Consider the following 16,670-nt stretch of genomic DNA (forward strand, 5'->3'; position numbering starts at 1 on the left):
ACAACGAGGTCGTTTTTTTATTTAGTTATCAAAGAACACTAAGCTTCAAGTTGCAAAAAACATGTAAGAACAAGTAACATTAGCGCTTTACAGGTATTATACAGTAAAGGATTGAAAAATACTATTAAAAATTTTCAGAATTTTATATTTAAGACAAAATATCTATGTATAAACCTTATAACTAAAGGAATATAAGTGATTAATAATGTTTTATTTTGAATAATAATTCAAAAAATACAAAAAGAAGGTAGACGCATGTCTACCTTCTCTTTATAAATCTGCTAAGATATCGCCATCTTTACGATTTTTGTCAATTTTCAGCACTTGATCTGCCGGCTGATAAGACGCACCATATATTTCTTTGTCTTTGTACGTATGAATTAACTCGTACGTTTTTTTCATTTTATTTAAAATGCTTTCCTCTGTTTCAGAGGTAGGAGACCAGTATAGAATTTCCATCTGGTTAATTTCATTTGTAGCTAATGACCGGCGGTTATAGCCAATTGTTTGAGCATGCTTAAAGTCTGCACGTTTATAAAAATGCAGTCGTTTTGCTGAGTCTGAATCTTTATAGTCTACAGGCTCTACTTCTAAAATAATTGGTTTGTTATGCTGTTTTAACTCATCAATTAATTTACCGCCAAGCCCTTGACCTCGAGCGTCTTTTGAAACAAAGAGGTAATCAATAAAGATAAATTGGTCTGTTTCCACGTACATTAATACGTGGTGAGGTCCTTCATTTTTATGATAAATATCGCTGCGTTCTTGTAAAAGCGTTTCGATATGCTTCTTTGATTTCATTTCTTCAATGGGAAAATATTGACTTAGTTTTTCATACCAATTCATAGCACCCTCCTACTGATCGTTTCATGATGATGTTCATAATAGTGTTTAAACAGTTATCTTATCTTTACCCTTTTTAGGGAAAAGTAAGCATCTATAATTGAAAATATAGAAGAATAATCGATTGATTATTCTTAATAGTTAGATAATTATAGTGAGATAAGAACATATAATGTAAAAAATGGTTTTTATTATATTTCGATCGTAAGTTTATTTGTGAAAATCACAAAAAACTATCGCATTTTTTGTGATTTTTGATAAAATGAACAAAGTGAAGTTTTTTTAATATTGTATTTTATAGATGTGATAGCGGTAAAAGTGAAGGTGTGAAACTTGCAATATCAGATTATTAGTACATACACTGCCTAGAATTATTTGGCTGAAAAATAAGTTAATACTATACAAGTAGCCGCTATCGCTATTAAATGAAATGGATATGTTAGGAGAGAGAATTATGCAAGGGAACACGCAAGAAAAAGAATTAAGCCGTGGACTTGAGGAAAGACATATTAGCTTAATGTCTTTAGGTGCAGCTATCGGAGTTGGACTGTTTTTAGGTTCTGCATCCGCTATTCGGTTAGCGGGTCCTGGTATTCTTATCATGTATGGAATCAGTGGTCTTATTATGTTTTTTATTATGAGAGCGTTAGGTGAAATGGCAGTACAAAATCCAGTAGCCGGTTCTTTTAGTAAGTATGCTAACGATTATTTAGGGCCACTTGCTGGTTATTTAACAGGCTGGAACTACTGGTTTATGTGGATTATTACATGTATGGCTGAAATTACAGCTGTTGGAGTATATATGGAGTTTTGGTTCCCAGGTGTACCTCAGTGGATATGGGCACTTGCAGCACTCGTTATCATGACAGGGGTTAACTTTTTAGCTGTAAAAGCATATGGCGAACTAGAGTTTTGGTTTTCTCTTATTAAAGTAGTAACGATTATCCTTATGATTGTGCTGGGACTGGGCATGATTATCTTTGGAATTGGAAATGGCGGTATTGCAACAGGAATCAGTAATTTATGGAGTCACGGGGGCTTTTTCCCGAATGGTATGAAAGGTGTTCTTTTATCACTTCAAATGGTTATGTTTGCTTACCTTGGTATTGAAATGATTGGGGTAACAGCAGGAGAGGTGAAAAATCCGGAAAAAACACTAACAAAAGCAATTGATAATGTACTGTGGAGAATTTTGATTTTTTACATCGGAGCTTTGTTTGTTATTATGTCTATTTATCCTTGGCCAGAGATTGGAACACAAGGAAGTCCATTTGTTTTAACATTTGATAAAGCTGGAATACCCGCTGCAGCAGGGATTATAAACTTTGTAGTGTTAACAGCGGCTTTATCTTCTTGTAACAGTGGAATTTTTAGTACGGGCCGTATGTTATTTAATTTAGCTCAGCACGGAGAAGCTCCAAAACGCTATGCTAACTTAACAAAAGGCGGCGTGCCTGGTGCAGCAGTTATTGCTTCAGCTGTTGTACTGCTAATCGGAGTTGGCTTAAACTATGTTGTTCCTGATAAGGTGTTCACGTGGGTGACGAGTATTGCCACTATTGGAGCAATTTGGACATGGGGAATTATTTTACTTTCTCAAATTCGCTTCCGCAAGGGATTAAGCGATCAGCAAGTAAGTGATTTAAAATATAAGCTTCCGTTCTTCCCGTATACGTCATCTCTCTCTCTTGCTTTCTTAGCGGGAGTAGTAGTGGTGATGGGTTTTTCTTCTGATACAAGAATAGCCCTTATTGTAGGTCCGATATGGTTTATTTTATTGGTTGTTGTCTACTATTCAAAAGGTTTTCATAAAAGATAAAAAATGAGGCTCGGACAAAAGTAGTTTCGTTGAAGAAAGATCCGAACGAGTTGAATTCTTGATTAAGAATCCAACTCGTTCGGATTTTTTTATGGTGATGGTGAACGTAGGTTTACTGTATGTAGGGCTTCTAGCTGTTGATTGGAGGGCAAGGCGAAGACTCCTGCGGGAAAAGCGAGACCCCGCAGGAGCGGAAGCAACGAGAAGGCTCACCGCCCGCCCGCGGAAAGCGAAGTCTTGCACGGAAATCAGCAGCGGTGTAACAAGCGGGATCCATACGAACTCATATATCCCATTTGTTCGCCTTTAGATTGATGTAGTTGTGTCCCAGCCGCATTTTTTTCCAAAAGAAAATGAAGGATTTATTATTTCACTTTTTGCTTTAGTGTGCTAATATATTATATTGTTAAACAAATGAAGAGATGAATGAAGAAACAAATAATTTTTACGTGTTAATAGATTAGCATCGAGCTTTCTATCTCAAAAGTTTAAGCTTTTAGAAAGCAAAAGGAGACAGAGCAAATGAAAGATAAAAAATGGGGACTTTGGTTTTTAACAGCCTTTGTAGTTGGTAATATGGTAGGCGGCGGAGTATTTATGCTTCCTTCTAATTTAGCAAACGTATCAAGTCCAATCGGTTCAACACTTGCTTGGATTGCAACAGGTCTTGGCGTATTCATGATTGCTCTTGTATTCGGGAATTTAGTCATGAGAAAGCCCGAATTAAAAGGAGGGCCTCAAAGTTATGCAGCGAATCTTTTTTCATCGCCTAAAGCAGGTAAAGTAGCAGGGTATAGCATGGCTTGGGGCTATTGGGCAGCTAACTGGGCTGCAACAGCATCTGTCATCATATCGTTTGCGGGATATTTAACAACGTTCTTTCCAGTAATGGAGAGTAAGGATATTTTATTTTCAGTCGGAAATTTTCAATTAGAAGCTGGAAAATTCATTACGTTTTTAGTATGTTCTATTGTCCTATGGGGAATTCAAGCTATTTTGCAGCGAGATATTAATAGCGCCGGTAATATTAACTTTATCACAACGGCAGCTAAAATTATTGGATTCGGTTTATTTATTGTTGTAGCGCTATCGCTATTTAGCGCATCCAACCTGGTCAGTACAGAATTTGTTAATTCAAAGGGTATAAATGTAGGATTGGGAAGTCAGGTCAATGGGGCAGCCATTGCTACGCTGTGGGCGTTTATCGGAATTGAATCGGCTGTACTGTTATCTAACCGTGCAAAATCACAAAAAGTAGTGAAGAAAGCAACGCTGCTTGGATTATTGATTTCAATGGTTATCTATGTGGGGATTACGCTTCTAGCTATGGGGATTCTTTCAACAGCTCAGCTTCAGCAGTCTCAAAAACCTTTGGTAGATACGTTAGAAATGGTGATTGGACATAAAGGTGCTTACGTAATGGCCATTTTAGCACTTATTTCTTTATTAGGTTCTACTGTTGGATGGATTGTTGTTAGTGCAGAAGTTCCTTATCAAGCAGCAAAATCAGGGTTGTTTCCACAGTGGTTTGCTAAAACAAATCAGAACAATAGTCCAGCCCGCTCACTAACATTAACAAATGGCTTAACACAGTTGTTTTTGTTTGCGACTATTTCAGGTACAGTTTCGCAAGCCTATAATTTCGCTATTGTTGTAGCTACTCTCGCTTATTTAGTTCCTTATTTCGTGACGACAGTTTATCAATTAAAGCTTATTGTGACGGGTGAGACGTACGATATCATTAAAGGATCGCGAGTAAAAGACGGAATCATTGCCTCGTTAGCACTTATTTATTCACTTTGGGTGATTAAGACAGGGACAGCTGATTTAAAAACATTTTTCTTAGGTATTGGCTTATTTGTAATCGGGCTGTTACTGTATCCTATCTTAATGAGACGAGGAAAAAGCAGCACATCAGCTATTAAATAAATAAGAGGTTATCTCAAAAGCTTTGCAGAAAAGTCAGTTCTTCTGCAAGGCTTTTTTAGTGACTGAAAAATTTGAGGAATTTGTAAAAGAAAAAAATAATAAAAAAATGAAACTAATCTACAGGTTTATTCGTAATAGTAGTGTGGTAAATAAATAATGAAGAAAATCGGCAATGAAAATAATGACAGTGAAGGAACGAACTAATGTACTAGTTCGCTTCAAAAAGTATATCATTCCGATGAAGTTTATAGTATAATGCAAATAGATATTATTTTTTAAAAGTAATTATAAAGTAGTATCGATTTTCATTATCAGTCATTAAATATTTACACTCGTTGAAGTTTGTATAAAACAACATGATTTACAGTTCATGTTTTAAATGTTATGACCGATTATGATAGAAGGAGTGAAGGAGTAAATGGTTACATTATATACATCACCAAGTTGTACATCTTGTCGTAAAGCGAAAGCTTGGTTAGAGGAAAATGATATTGGATATACAGAGCGTAATATCTTTTCAGAGCCGTTATCAATCGACGAGATTAAAGAAATTTTACGTATGACAGAAGATGGAACAGATGAAATCATTTCAACACGTTCGAAAACTTTCCAAAAACTAGACGTTCAGGTAGACGCTATGCCTTTGCAAGATTTGTATGAATTAATTCAGCAAAATCCTGGCTTATTGCGCCGTCCGATTATCATTGATGAAAAACGTCTACAAGTTGGTTATAATGAAGACGAGATCCGTCGTTTCTTACCACGTAAAGTGCGTACTTTCCAACTTCGCGAAGCTCAAAGACTTGTGAATGGTTAATTTTTATATTTGTCTGTTTAAGATTTAAATAAGAAACCAACCAAGTAACGTTTGCTTGAAGTTGGTATATAAAAAATAAGCAGCAGGGAGCCAAATGGTCTCTGCTGCTTATTTTTTGTCGAAATAGCAGGGGAAATGAAGTATATATGTAATTAGTAAAGAAAGAGAATATTTAAACATATAAAAGTGGTGGTGAACGGATTGGAGCTTTTACAGCTAAAATATTTCCAAGTAGTTGCTAGACTAGAACATATCAGTAAAGCGGCCGAAGAGCTATACGTATCTCAGCCTGCACTCAGCAAAACGATTTCACAGTTAGAAAAAGAGCTAGGCATTCGTTTGTTTGATCGAAACGGTAAATACATTAAATTAAATCGGTATGGTAAAGCATTCTGTGCCAAAGTAGAACTTGCTTTAAAAACATTGGAAGACGCAAAGCACGAGCTAAAGGATATGTCGAACGATCCATGTGAAGAAATTCGCCTTGTTGTATTAGCTAGTTCACATTTACTTCCAGAGCTATTAAGCAGATTTCGTGAGCAATATCCTCAGGTGCGTTTTCGACTGATGCAGCACTTGACTAATTCTAATTCACAGCCTGATTTTGATTTATGTATTTCAGCTTTTCCATTAACAACCCGTCAGATCGAACATACTCCTTTGCTTCGTGAATCGATTTTGCTTGCAGTGCCTCTTGATCATCCTTTGGCCAAGCAATCACGTGTAAAGTTAAATGAACTTAAAAATGAGAAATTCATTGTGCTAAAGAAAGGAAAAGAGCTAAGGAAAATAACGGATGTAATTTGTAAGGAACAGAATTTTGTACCTCAAATTACGTTTGAAAGCGATGATCCAGCAACAGTAAGAGGTTTGATTAGAGCGAAGCAAGGAATAGGTTTTATTCCTGAAGTAACTTGGGGAGGTTCTACAGGCAAAGATGTAAAGCTGCTGAAAATTGAAGAGGGAACATTTGAACGTACTATCTTTTTAGCTTGGAACAACGGGGGCTACGTGACGGATTTACAACAAATCTTCAGGCAGTTTGTGATTGATTATTTTAAACATTTACCCTCCGGTATGCCTCATGAATACATATAAGAATCATGACTAAATGTCATGATTTTTATTTCTTTTTCGAATAAACCTAAAGTGAACAGTAGAGAAAAACTGCATTATGTCATTTTTGATATAAGTATATAACTAAAAATGCATAGGTTATTCAACTTTTTTCCTTTACACTATTTTTAAACTATAAAGTAAACGCTTTCAATAATGGAGTGGGGAGGAAGTAATATGATAATCTTCGGTGTAGCGCTGCTGTCTATTTGCATGTTGATAGGGGTAATTGTAGGGGACGCATTAGGAGGGCTGATGGGAGTCGAAGCCAACGTTGGAGGAGTAGGGGTATCCATGCTTCTTCTTGTACTAGCGGTGGATTATTTAAAGAAGAAAAATAAGCTCCAAGTAAAATCCGAAGAAGGCATTGCTTTTTGGGGAGGTATTTATATTCCTATCGTGGTAGCAATGTCTGCACAGCAAAATGTTGTAGCTGCTCTTGATGGAGGAGGCATGGCGCTTCTTGCAGGGGTGGTAGTAGTCGTAGTAGGCTTTTTATCCATACCATTTATCAGCAGAATAGGAGAGAAAGCGAAGGTGAAAGAACAAGAAATAGAGCTTTCTATTTTACCTAAGGAGCAAATCAAATGATGAATATGATCAAAGAAGGATTAGAAAATAACGGGCTGATTACGGCATTTGCTATTATTGGGATTGTCATGTATATTGCTTATTTTTTATCAGATAAATTAACAAAAGGAAGAGTTCACGGATCTGCTATTGCTATTATGTTTGGATTAATCCTTGCTTATATCGGTGGAGTGAACACAGGAGGAGAGAAAGGAATTTCTGATATACAGTTATTTTCAGGAATTGGTTTAATGGGCGGAGGGATGCTGCGAGATTTTGCCATTATTGCTACTGCGTTCGGCGCCAATTTTAGCGAAGTCAAAAAAACGGGAATCAGCGGGATTACGGCCTTGTTTTTTGGGGTTTTCTATTCCTTTGTAATAGGTGTAATTATTGCTCTTTGTTTTGGATATAGAGATCCCGTTGCTTTGACCACAATCGGAGGAGGAGCCGTGACCTATATTGTGGGGCCGGTTTCTGGAACTGCGATTGGAGCCTCTTCTGATATTATCGCGTTAAGTATAGCTGTAGGATTAATTAAATCCATTTCAGTTATGATTTTGACACCGATATTTGCTAAGAAAATCAAATTAAACAATCCTCGTACAGCAATGATCTATGGAGGAGTTATGGGGACGACGAGCGGTGTAGCAGCTGGTTTAGCCGCGACAGATGTAAAACTTGTACCTTATGGAGCCATGACAGCTACATTTTATACAGGTCTTGGTTGCTTACTCGTACCATCTATTCTTTTTTTACTCACAGAGATTATTTTTTAAGTGTACAAAGTGTTTTATGAATAAAAGACTGCTGTGCTCATTAAACTAAAGAAAAGGCCATACTAAATAAAAATGTTTAGTATGGCCTTTTCTTTATCATTTAGTTGAACGAAAGCTATTAACAACCATGCCGCTTATCAGCACAACAGCAATTGTTATAAACGGAATAAATGTTCCTAGAGATGTATGGTCTGCAAAGAATGAATGTAAGTTCTTTTCATGTCCAATCATATTTCCAGCAGTATAAGCTAAAATAGCTGCCCCACCATAAACGAGCAGGGGAAATCGTTCCATCAAATACAAAATGAGCTTGCTTCCCCAAACAATAATGGGGACGGATACGAGTAATCCGGTGACAACCAAGGTAATATTTCCATGAGCTGCGCCTGCTACAGCTATTACATTATCTAGTCCCATTACAATATCAGCAAATACAATTGTTCTTACAGCGGCGCCTAATGTCACACCTGCACGGATTGAAGATGCATCATCACCTTCTGATACAAGAAGCTTAAAGGCAATGATCACTAATAAAAAACCGCCTATGAGCTGCAAGTAAGGAATAGTTAGTAAATAAACAGCTAAAATAGTAAGTACAATGCGAACTATCACAGCTAAGCCAGTCCCTAAAAAAATAGCTTTATTTCGCTGATATTCAGGTAAGTTGCGGCTTGCTAAGGCAATAACAATAGCGTTGTCTCCACCTAATACAATATCGATACCGATAATAAGAAGAATGGAGGTTATTAATTCTAAATCCAATAGTCTTCCCTCCCAATATGTAAGGATAAGTAGCTCATATTGCTTTATCTGTGTTCATTTTTAACAAAAAGCGTTCATAGGGTAAAGAGATTATGTATATAACAAAGTAAGGTGTAAGGTGGCTATGAGTTGTCAGAGTATTTTTTATTTCCTTTCTTTCGCATTTTGTCATAAAATAGATATACAAGGTTCACTCAAATAGTGTATGCTTGTATATCCCAAGTTAGAATGCTTTACAAAGTGAGAAAGTACATGTAATATTGCTTTAACACGGGGGTAAAATAGTCCCTTCATCGTTTAGGGGTAATGTTCGAAATGGCCGGATTACCTTCACTGATTTTTCCGAAGGGAGAGATGATAATGGAAATCGAACGCATTAATGAAAACACAGTAAAATTCTTTGTCACTTACGTAGATATTGAAGAACGTGGATTTGATCGCAATGAAATTTGGTTTAGCCGAGAGCGCAGTGAAGAGCTATTCTGGGAGATGATGGACGAAATTCATCAAGAAGAAGAGTTTGTAGCAGAAGGTCCTCTTTGGATTCAAGTACATGCGCTTGAGAAGGGGCTAGAGGTTATTGTAACAAGAGCACAAGTTTCAAAAGACGGTCAAAAGTTCGAAGTACCTGTTGGTGAAAATGATAAAATCGATATCCCTGTAGATGGAAAAATTGAAGCGTTGCTTGATCATCAAGCGAATCAAAATAAAAAAGCTGATTTTGAAGAAGAAATTATAGAAGACGAAGGGCTACAGTTCGTCGCACGCTTTCAAGACTTAGAACATTTAATTTCCTTAAGTCACCATTTAGAGTTAGATGATATTATCAACAGCATGTACGTGTTTGAAGGAAAATATTATTTATACGTTGAGTTTACAGATGATGAAGACTTTGTAGCTGAAATTGATAACATTTTAAGTATCATTTTAGAATATGCAAATGAATCAAATGTAACCGTTCATCGTTTAATGGAATATGGAAAAGAATTAATCAGTGAAAATGCACTTGAACAAGTAAAGCAGTATTTTCCTTTACGATAATAGCAGCCGATTTCATGTATATGAAATCGGTCTTTGTTTTGCCCTCTTTTTTGGAAATGCTCTCCGCTCATATCGAACAATATAGGTGGAAAAAGCAGGCGGCTGCTTCCTACACGGGAAAGTGTAGTGTTAAAATAACAAGTTTGAGGATAATAACGGCATAGAGACCTGTTATTAATGATGAAAGATTGGTTTTAGGATAGGTGAAAACAAGTTGAAAAATAGATTACAGCTTTTAATTTTTGTTATTGGTATTATTGCTTTGCTTTATTTTACAAAAGGGTATTGGGACGGTAAATTTATTGGCGTGCTAAGTATCTTAATTACGATTAGTGTTGTTTTCATCGGTCTTGTTATTTCATTAGAAAACCGTCATCCAACTCAAACGCTAACGTGGCTCGTAGTATTAGGCGGTTTCCCGGTAATAGGGTTCTTTTTTTATTTGTTATTTGGACGCAATACGCGAAAACGGCGTTTATTTGCTAAAAAAGCAAAGCTGGATGAACAGGTGCTTTTAAAGATGGAAAGAGATTCCGGTATATTAGAAAATCACTTTGAGCAGTTGGGCACCAGTAGAAAGCAAATGCTGAAGCTAGCCGTCAGGCTTAGCAAGAGTCCAATTTCTTTTTCATCAGATACGCGCGCATTGACGAATGGAAAAGAGACGTTTCACGAAATTATGGAATCATTAAAGCATGCAAGGCATCATATCCACTTAGAGTATTACATCGTACGACATGATCACTTAGGAGAACAAATTAAAGATATTTTAATTCAGAAGGTACAAGAAGGAGTTTATGTACGTTTCTTGTATGATGCCGTGGGCAGTTTTCAGCTTTCACCGCATTATATTCACGAGTTAAGAAACGCGGGCGTAGAAATGATTCCGTTCTTGCCGGTCAGACTTCCATTTCTCAATAATAAAATCAACTTCCGTAATCATCGTAAAATTGTAGTCATTGATGGAACAATTGGATTTGTAGGAGGTTTGAACATTGGTGATGAATATCTCGGGAAAAGTCGGCATTTTGGCTTTTGGAGAGATACCCATTTGATGGTGAAGGGTGAGGCAGTCCGTTCATTGCAGCTTATTTTCTTGCAAGACTGGTATTATATGACAGGTCAGACGATGCTTACTCAAACGTATCTATCGCCGGATTTAATTGACATTGATATGGAAAAGTGCGGCGGTGTTCAAATGATTGCTGGCGGACCAGACCGTGAGTGGGAAATTATCAAACACTTATTTTTTTCGATGATTACGTCTGCGAAAGAGTCCATTTGGATTGCTTCTCCTTACTTCATACCTGATGAAGATATTTTTACTTCCCTCAAAGTAGCTGCTCTAAGCGGTATAGATGTAAGGCTTCTTGTACCTCAGAAGCCCGATAAAAAAATTGTTTTTCATGCATCACGCTCTTATTTTCCGGAGCTGCTAGAAGCAGGTGTGAAAATTTACGAGTATAAAAAAGGATTTATGCACAGCAAGATTGTGATTGTTGATAGAGAAATCGCCTCTATTGGAACAGCTAACATGGACATGAGAAGCTTTCATTTGAATTTTGAAGTAAATGCTTTTTTATATCGCACAGCTAGTACTCAAAATCTTGTATATGAATATATGCAAGATTTAGAAGAAACTAATGAGCTTCACTTTAAAGACTTTGAAAAGCGGCCATTTATACAGCGGCTGTTTGAATCAACAGCCCGTTTGCTTTCACCGCTATTATAATCGCTGTAAACCACATTGCGTATGCTGTAATGTGGTTTTTTTCTGAAAGAAAAGGGTTTAGTAGAAAGGTGTCGAATACAAGGATATAGCTCGCTACTATAGGAAGGAGAAATGTACGATTGTTAGTTGCACAAACAGAAGAAGGCCTCATTTCACTAGCTCAGCGCTTTTCGCTTGAACAGCTTAAGCTGTGGAAAAAAGAAAAGCAGTTCTACTGTCCCTCTTGTCAATCCCCTGTACAGTTAAAGGCAGGTACAAAAAAAATCCCTCATTTTGCTCACCTGAAAAAAACATGCGTCGCTCAGCATGAAGGTGAAACAGATTATCATCTCGACGGAAAACGAAAGCTGTTTCACTGGTTTAGTTCTCATCTTGAAGTCGAGTTAGAAAGTTATCTTCCTGACATTATGCAGCGTCCAGATCTTCTTGTAGATACGCCCTCGCAAAAATATGCAATCGAATTTCAATGTGCTTCCTTATCTTCCTCAGCGCTAACCAAACGTTCTATTCATTATGAGAAAGGAAATTATATGCCCCTTTGGATTATGGGGGCAAAAAGAATGAAGCGCTTATCCACTTATATGTATCAACTTTCTTTTCAAGAGTGGCAGTTTCTTACTCTTTCCGATTATACGCCCACACTTCTTTATTTTTCACCTTCTACTAATCAACTGTTGAAACTTGAACATCTTATTCCTTTTTCATCTCAGATTTGTTATGCACAGCTTGTCGTGCTCTCTCCTCACGAGCATACCTTTCATGATCTTTTTTCTACACATACACAACCTCAATTTTTCTCTTCATGGATAAAGAAAAAGAAGGCATGGAGAACGCATTATATCCTCTATCCTAATCAGAAGCTTCAGCCTTTTTTACACGCTCTTTATGAAAATAATATTCCTCCCTCCCATATTCCAGCAGAAGCAGGCATGCCGCTGCCTTCTTTATACATGGTTGAAACGTCTGCTACTATATGGCAAACGTGGCTGCTTCTCGATTTAATGCAGCAGAAGCAAGTAGGGGATTTAGTTACAGAGAAAGAGTTAGGCCGGCTATGGCTCTACAGAATTCGTAAGAGGCATATTGTATTTCGGTCTTTGCCGATGGCCCCTGTTGCTGTGGAACAGCCCCTGTTTGAGTATATAGAGGTATTATGCCGGCTAGGGATGCTAACGTATATAACTTCTGGGGTATACAAAATCAGAAGGCCCTACACGATTCCAAAGCAAACATCTGATGCTTTTTTAGAAGATGGACAAATGATGAAAAGGTGGTTAAATCAAGCAAAAGAAGTGACATAATCACTGAAAATCAGTACGCTTAAGAAAGAATCCTTTTTTCAAAAGCGTACTGACTTTTGATTAATTCTTTTAAAACAACATACAATAACGAAAGAAATAAAAAGGATTCGCCTTAGAAAAAGCGAACAGTTATAGACAGGTAGAAAAAGATGGAGGGATGACCATGAGTGAACAATCAAAAGTAAAAAAGTTACCAAGTAGAAGCGAGATAAAAGTAGAAGATACGTGGAAACTAGAGGATATTTTTGCTTCAGATGACGCATGGGAAAAAGAATTTGAAGAAGTAAAAGCTCTTATTCCGCAAATGGAAAAATTCAAAGGGAAACTTGGAGAGTCCGCTCAAACTTTATACGACGCTCTTCAAGAGCAAGACGAGCTCACAATGCGCGTTAGTAAACTTTATACATATGCTCATATGCGCTACGATCAAGATACCACTAACTCTTTTTATCAAGGGTTAAATGATCGTATCAAAACACTTTATACCCAAATTGCAAGTGCACTATCGTATGTAACACCAGAAATTTTGTCTATTGAAGAATCAAAAATTAAACAATACATGGCGGAACATAAAGAGCTAAAGTTATATGCTCATGCATTAGATGAAATTACTCGCGAGCGTCCGCACATTTTATCAGAAAGCGAAGAAGCGCTTCTTGCTCAGGCTTCTGAAGTGTTAGGATCTTCAAGCAACACGTTTGGAATGTTAAACAACGCAGATTTAGAATTTCCTTCCATTAAAGATGAAAATGGAGAAGAAGTAGAAATTACGCACGGGCGCTATATTCGTTTCCTAGAAAGCAGCGATCGCCGCGTACGAAAAGAAGCGTTTAAAGCGGTGTACGAAACGTACGGTAAATTTAAAAATACGTTTGCAAGTACGTTAAGCGGCACGGTGAAGAAAGATAATTTTAGCGCCCGCGTTCGTCACTATAATTCAGCTCGTCACTCAGCTCTTAGCACAAATAACATTCCAGAAGAAGTATACGATAACTTAGTTAAAACAGTGAACGATAATTTGCATTTATTGCATCGATATATTGATTTACGTAAGAAAGTATTGGGAATTGAAGACCTTCATATGTATGATCTCTATACGCCTTTAGTAAAAGACGTAAAAATGGAAGTAACCTATGAAGAAGCAAAAGATTATATTTTAAAAGGCCTGAAACCACTAGGTGAAGACTACCTTAACGTGTTAAAAGAAGGATTTGAAAACCGTTGGGTAGACGTTCATGAGAACAAAGGCAAGCGAAGCGGTGCTTATTCTTCAGGAACGTACGGCACCAATCCTTATATCTTAATGAACTGGCAGGATAATGTAAATAACTTGTTTACACTAGCCCATGAATTTGGCCATTCTGTACACAGTTATTACACAAGAAAAACGCAGCCATATCCTTACGGAGATTATTCAATCTTTGTGGCAGAAGTAGCTTCAACGTGTAATGAAGCGCTTCTAAACGATTATTTACTAAAAACGATCGATGATGAAAAGCAGCGCTTGTACTTGCTTAACCATTATCTAGAAGGATTCCGCGGTACGGTATTCCGTCAAACGATGTTTGCTGAATTTGAGCACGATGTGCACGTGCGTGCTCAAAACGGAGAGCCGCTTACACCTGAATTATTAACAAAATTATATTATGACTTAAATAAAAAGTATTTTGGAGACAACTTAGTAATTGACGAAGAGATTGGATTAGAATGGGCTCGTATTCCGCATTTCTACTACAATTACTACGTTTATCAATATGCTACAGGGTTCAGTGCAGCAGCGGCATTAAGCAAGCAAATCCTTGAAGAAGGAGATGCAGCTGTTGAGCGCTATGTAGGTTTCTTAAAGTCAGGAAGCTCTGATTATCCAATTGAAGTGTTGAAAAAAGCAGGAGTAGACATGACAACGTCTCAGCCTATTGAAGAAGCGCTAGCTGTATTTGAAGAGAAATTAACGGAAATGGAACGTTTATTAAATCAATAAAATTAAAATGAAGCAGGAGCTGTATCCTGCTTCATTTTTTAAATCCTCGAAATTTGTTGTGATTGTTAAGCAATGTAAAAATAATAAGAATAGCTAAAAATAAGAGAGGGCCTGCGATAATGAGAGGAACAAGCTGCATAAGAGATAAAATATAGAATAAAAAAGAAACCAAAAGAATAACAACCCCTAGAGTAATTCCAGCAATTTTCATAGTTAACACCTCTATTAAAAGCATAATTGGTTGTACTATATGAGTGAATCTGGCTGTTTATGAAGTTTTTTTATAAAAAAGTGAATAAAATTGAAAAAAGGGGTTGCCAAAAGTCGACATAATTTGCTATAGTATTAATCGTGAAGTTTATCACAAAACAAACATATACCCCTTTGTTTGACCGTGAAAAATTTCTCCCATCCCCTTGTTGTCTTAAGACAAACGAAAAGACTTGGCGAAAGCCAAGTCTTTTTTGTTTATTTGATGCTTAGGATAAGCATCAACATTTAATGATTAACAGCTCTTTTCAGTACTTCTCCAAAAGGTGCCGTATTTGACAGGAACTCTCTCAACCACTTGCTGAAGCTGAAGTTTTTTCAATTCTTTTTCAGCCTCTTCTAATGATAAACCATACACAACCGCAACTTCTTTTGAAGCAACAAATTGAAAATAGCTTAAAAATGAACGAAGAGGCGGAAGACAAGCTGGATCTGGGTCAATTTCTAACATCTCTTTAATGATGTGTACATATGTTTCGTACGAATAGTATCCTGATATCTTAATGCCTTCTTCTTCAACTTTTTCGTTGAAGAACACAAGAGTTGGAATTTCATCGACATCCATTTCCGACGTGATTTTTAAATCACATTGAAAGGCCTTCGCAGCGTAATCTGAATGCAAATCTTTTACAAATTCATTAACATCTAGCCCCACATGTTTTGCACATTGTATTAAGACAGATTCTTCTGTAACATTTTGTTTTTCTAAAAATACTACTTCTTGAAGTCTTCTCAAAAAGCGAATGCCCTGTTTCTTTCCTTGCAGACCGGCCGCTTTAATCGCAATTGATGCAGCGTAAGGAGTATCGATTGGGTTTTCAAGCCACAGATTGCCGTCACATGACATACCGGAGCGGCTTCCAGTTTTCTCCCACGATTTTGCAATATGTTCAAATTTCTGCTGTGCTCCAATATTTAATTGCTGTAAGTTTCCGCCAAGCACATGCTTGAGGGATAACAGCTGACCATATTCTATTTGTAACTTCTTTAGAATAGGCTCGAGTGCCCAGCATTCCGGGCAAAGAGGGTCAACAAATACATAGATTTCAAGCGGTTTTTTATTTGAACCTTGACAAAGCTGATGCAAGGATGGGTATTGGCTATTTAGATTACTCAATGTGAAAATCCTTTCTCATCTGTCTGTTCCGGTGAATTAATCATGTGTTGGGCAGTTAAAATAAGACGATGATAAAGTTCATCTCTCTCAGGGCCTTCTAAATTAATTTCGTCCATTGCTTCATGCATACATGTCAGCCAGGCTTTGGCTCTTGACGGTGTAATTTCAAAAGGAAGATGCCTAGCTCTCAGCATAGGGTGACCATGCTCTTCAGTGTATAACGAAGGCCCTCCTAAATATTGTGTCAGAAATTGCTTTTGCTTTCGTGCTGTTTCTGTTAAATCATCAGGAAAAATTGGCGCGAGCTCAGGATGTTGTCCAACGCGTGTATAAAAAGCATCAACAAGTTTTGAAATCGTATGTTCACCGCCTAATAATTCGTAAGGGGAGTGGATTTTTTCTCTCATGTTGATAACTCCTTTGTTATAAGAAATATACGTCTTAACTCTTTGGTGTTTTTTACTTTCCTTAATTTTAGCAGTGTCATTTCGTTAACTCAAACTATCCGCTTACTTCTTCTACTGGAAAAGAGATAAAGTCGAATTTTACATAAGAAAAGTCTATGATGCTGTGGCAAATCACTAATTATGAGA

General features: G+C 37.0%; 16 protein-coding genes. 11 read left to right on the top strand and 5 right to left on the bottom strand.

Going from position 1 to position 16,670, the window contains the following annotated elements:
* Positions 1–270: 270 nt before the first annotated feature.
* The gene (locus MKY06_RS03625) at positions 271–846 is read right to left on the bottom strand and encodes a GNAT family N-acetyltransferase (RefSeq protein ID WP_013055419.1); all 576 of its coding nucleotides are present in this window, start codon (positions 844–846) and stop codon (positions 271–273) included.
* A 451-nt stretch (positions 847–1,297) separates the two neighbouring features.
* Between MKY06_RS03625 and MKY06_RS03630 the strand changes: the two genes are divergently transcribed.
* The 7 genes from MKY06_RS03630 (at position 1,298) to madM (ending at position 7,873) form a co-directional block, all read left to right on the top strand.
* Positions 1,298–2,662, top strand: coding sequence for an amino acid permease (locus MKY06_RS03630; RefSeq protein WP_335406100.1), 1,365 nt, complete (start codon positions 1,298–1,300; stop codon positions 2,660–2,662).
* 137 nt (positions 2,663–2,799) lie between these two features.
* Complete coding sequence (locus MKY06_RS03635; protein WP_255260804.1) at positions 2,800–2,925, top strand: hypothetical protein; 126 nt, start codon at positions 2,800–2,802, stop codon at positions 2,923–2,925.
* 259 nt (positions 2,926–3,184) lie between these two features.
* Entirely contained in the window at positions 3,185–4,591 is a 1,407-nt protein-coding gene (locus tag MKY06_RS03640) for an amino acid permease (protein WP_013055421.1), read from the top strand.
* Positions 4,592–5,009: 418 nt separating this feature from the next.
* Positions 5,010–5,408: a transcriptional regulator SpxA gene (gene spxA, locus MKY06_RS03645; protein ID WP_013055422.1), complete on the top strand. Its 399-nt coding sequence runs from the start codon at positions 5,010–5,012 to the stop codon at positions 5,406–5,408.
* A gap of 201 nt (positions 5,409–5,609) precedes the next feature.
* A complete protein-coding gene (locus tag MKY06_RS03650) occupies positions 5,610–6,506 on the top strand; it encodes a LysR family transcriptional regulator (protein ID WP_029324765.1) in 897 nt (298 codons plus the stop codon).
* Between the two features lie 195 nt (positions 6,507–6,701).
* The gene (madL, locus tag MKY06_RS03655) at positions 6,702–7,115 is read left to right on the top strand and encodes a malonate transporter subunit MadL (protein WP_013055424.1); all 414 of its coding nucleotides are present in this window, start codon (positions 6,702–6,704) and stop codon (positions 7,113–7,115) included.
* Positions 7,112–7,873, top strand: a complete 762-nt coding sequence (gene madM, locus MKY06_RS03660; RefSeq protein WP_029324768.1) for a malonate transporter subunit MadM — start codon at positions 7,112–7,114, stop codon at positions 7,871–7,873. The genes madL and madM overlap by 4 nt, the downstream gene beginning before the upstream one ends.
* Positions 7,874–7,969: 96 nt before the next feature.
* On the opposite strand, the gene MKY06_RS03665 is transcribed toward madM, so the two are convergent.
* Positions 7,970–8,635: a TerC family protein gene (locus MKY06_RS03665; protein WP_029324771.1), complete on the bottom strand. Its 666-nt coding sequence runs from the start codon at positions 8,633–8,635 to the stop codon at positions 7,970–7,972.
* A 360-nt stretch (positions 8,636–8,995) separates the two neighbouring features.
* Here MKY06_RS03665 and mecA point away from each other — a divergent pair, with 360 nt between their 5' ends.
* The 4 genes from mecA (at position 8,996) to pepF (ending at position 14,690) form a co-directional block, all read left to right on the top strand.
* A complete protein-coding gene (gene mecA / locus MKY06_RS03670; RefSeq protein ID WP_013055427.1) occupies positions 8,996–9,676 on the top strand; it encodes an adaptor protein MecA in 681 nt (226 codons plus the stop codon).
* Between the two features lie 214 nt (positions 9,677–9,890).
* The gene (cls, locus tag MKY06_RS03675) at positions 9,891–11,408 is read left to right on the top strand and encodes a cardiolipin synthase (protein ID WP_013055428.1); all 1,518 of its coding nucleotides are present in this window, start codon (positions 9,891–9,893) and stop codon (positions 11,406–11,408) included.
* 119 nt (positions 11,409–11,527) lie between these two features.
* Positions 11,528–12,709: a competence protein CoiA gene (locus tag MKY06_RS03680; RefSeq protein WP_029324772.1), complete on the top strand. Its 1,182-nt coding sequence runs from the start codon at positions 11,528–11,530 to the stop codon at positions 12,707–12,709.
* Positions 12,710–12,872: 163 nt separating this feature from the next.
* Positions 12,873–14,690, top strand: coding sequence for an oligoendopeptidase F (gene pepF, locus MKY06_RS03685; RefSeq protein ID WP_029324773.1), 1,818 nt, complete (start codon positions 12,873–12,875; stop codon positions 14,688–14,690).
* Positions 14,691–14,721: 31 nt separating this feature from the next.
* Here the strand turns inward: pepF and MKY06_RS03690 are convergent, their stop codons facing one another.
* From MKY06_RS03690 to MKY06_RS03700, 3 genes are all read right to left on the bottom strand, one after another.
* Positions 14,722–14,901 (bottom strand): hypothetical protein, encoded by a 180-nt coding sequence (locus tag MKY06_RS03690; protein WP_013055431.1) that lies wholly within the window; start codon positions 14,899–14,901, stop codon positions 14,722–14,724.
* A gap of 294 nt (positions 14,902–15,195) precedes the next feature.
* Positions 15,196–16,047, bottom strand: coding sequence for a ClpXP adapter SpxH family protein (locus MKY06_RS03695; RefSeq protein WP_013055432.1), 852 nt, complete (start codon positions 16,045–16,047; stop codon positions 15,196–15,198).
* A 26-nt stretch (positions 16,048–16,073) separates the two neighbouring features.
* The gene (locus MKY06_RS03700) at positions 16,074–16,484 is read right to left on the bottom strand and encodes a globin domain-containing protein (RefSeq protein WP_013055433.1); all 411 of its coding nucleotides are present in this window, start codon (positions 16,482–16,484) and stop codon (positions 16,074–16,076) included.
* Positions 16,485–16,670 lie beyond the last annotated feature (186 nt).

It is taken from the genome of Priestia sp. FSL P4-0332, from assembly GCF_038005845.1.
Classification (GTDB): Bacteria; Bacillota; Bacilli; order Bacillales; family Bacillaceae_H; genus Priestia.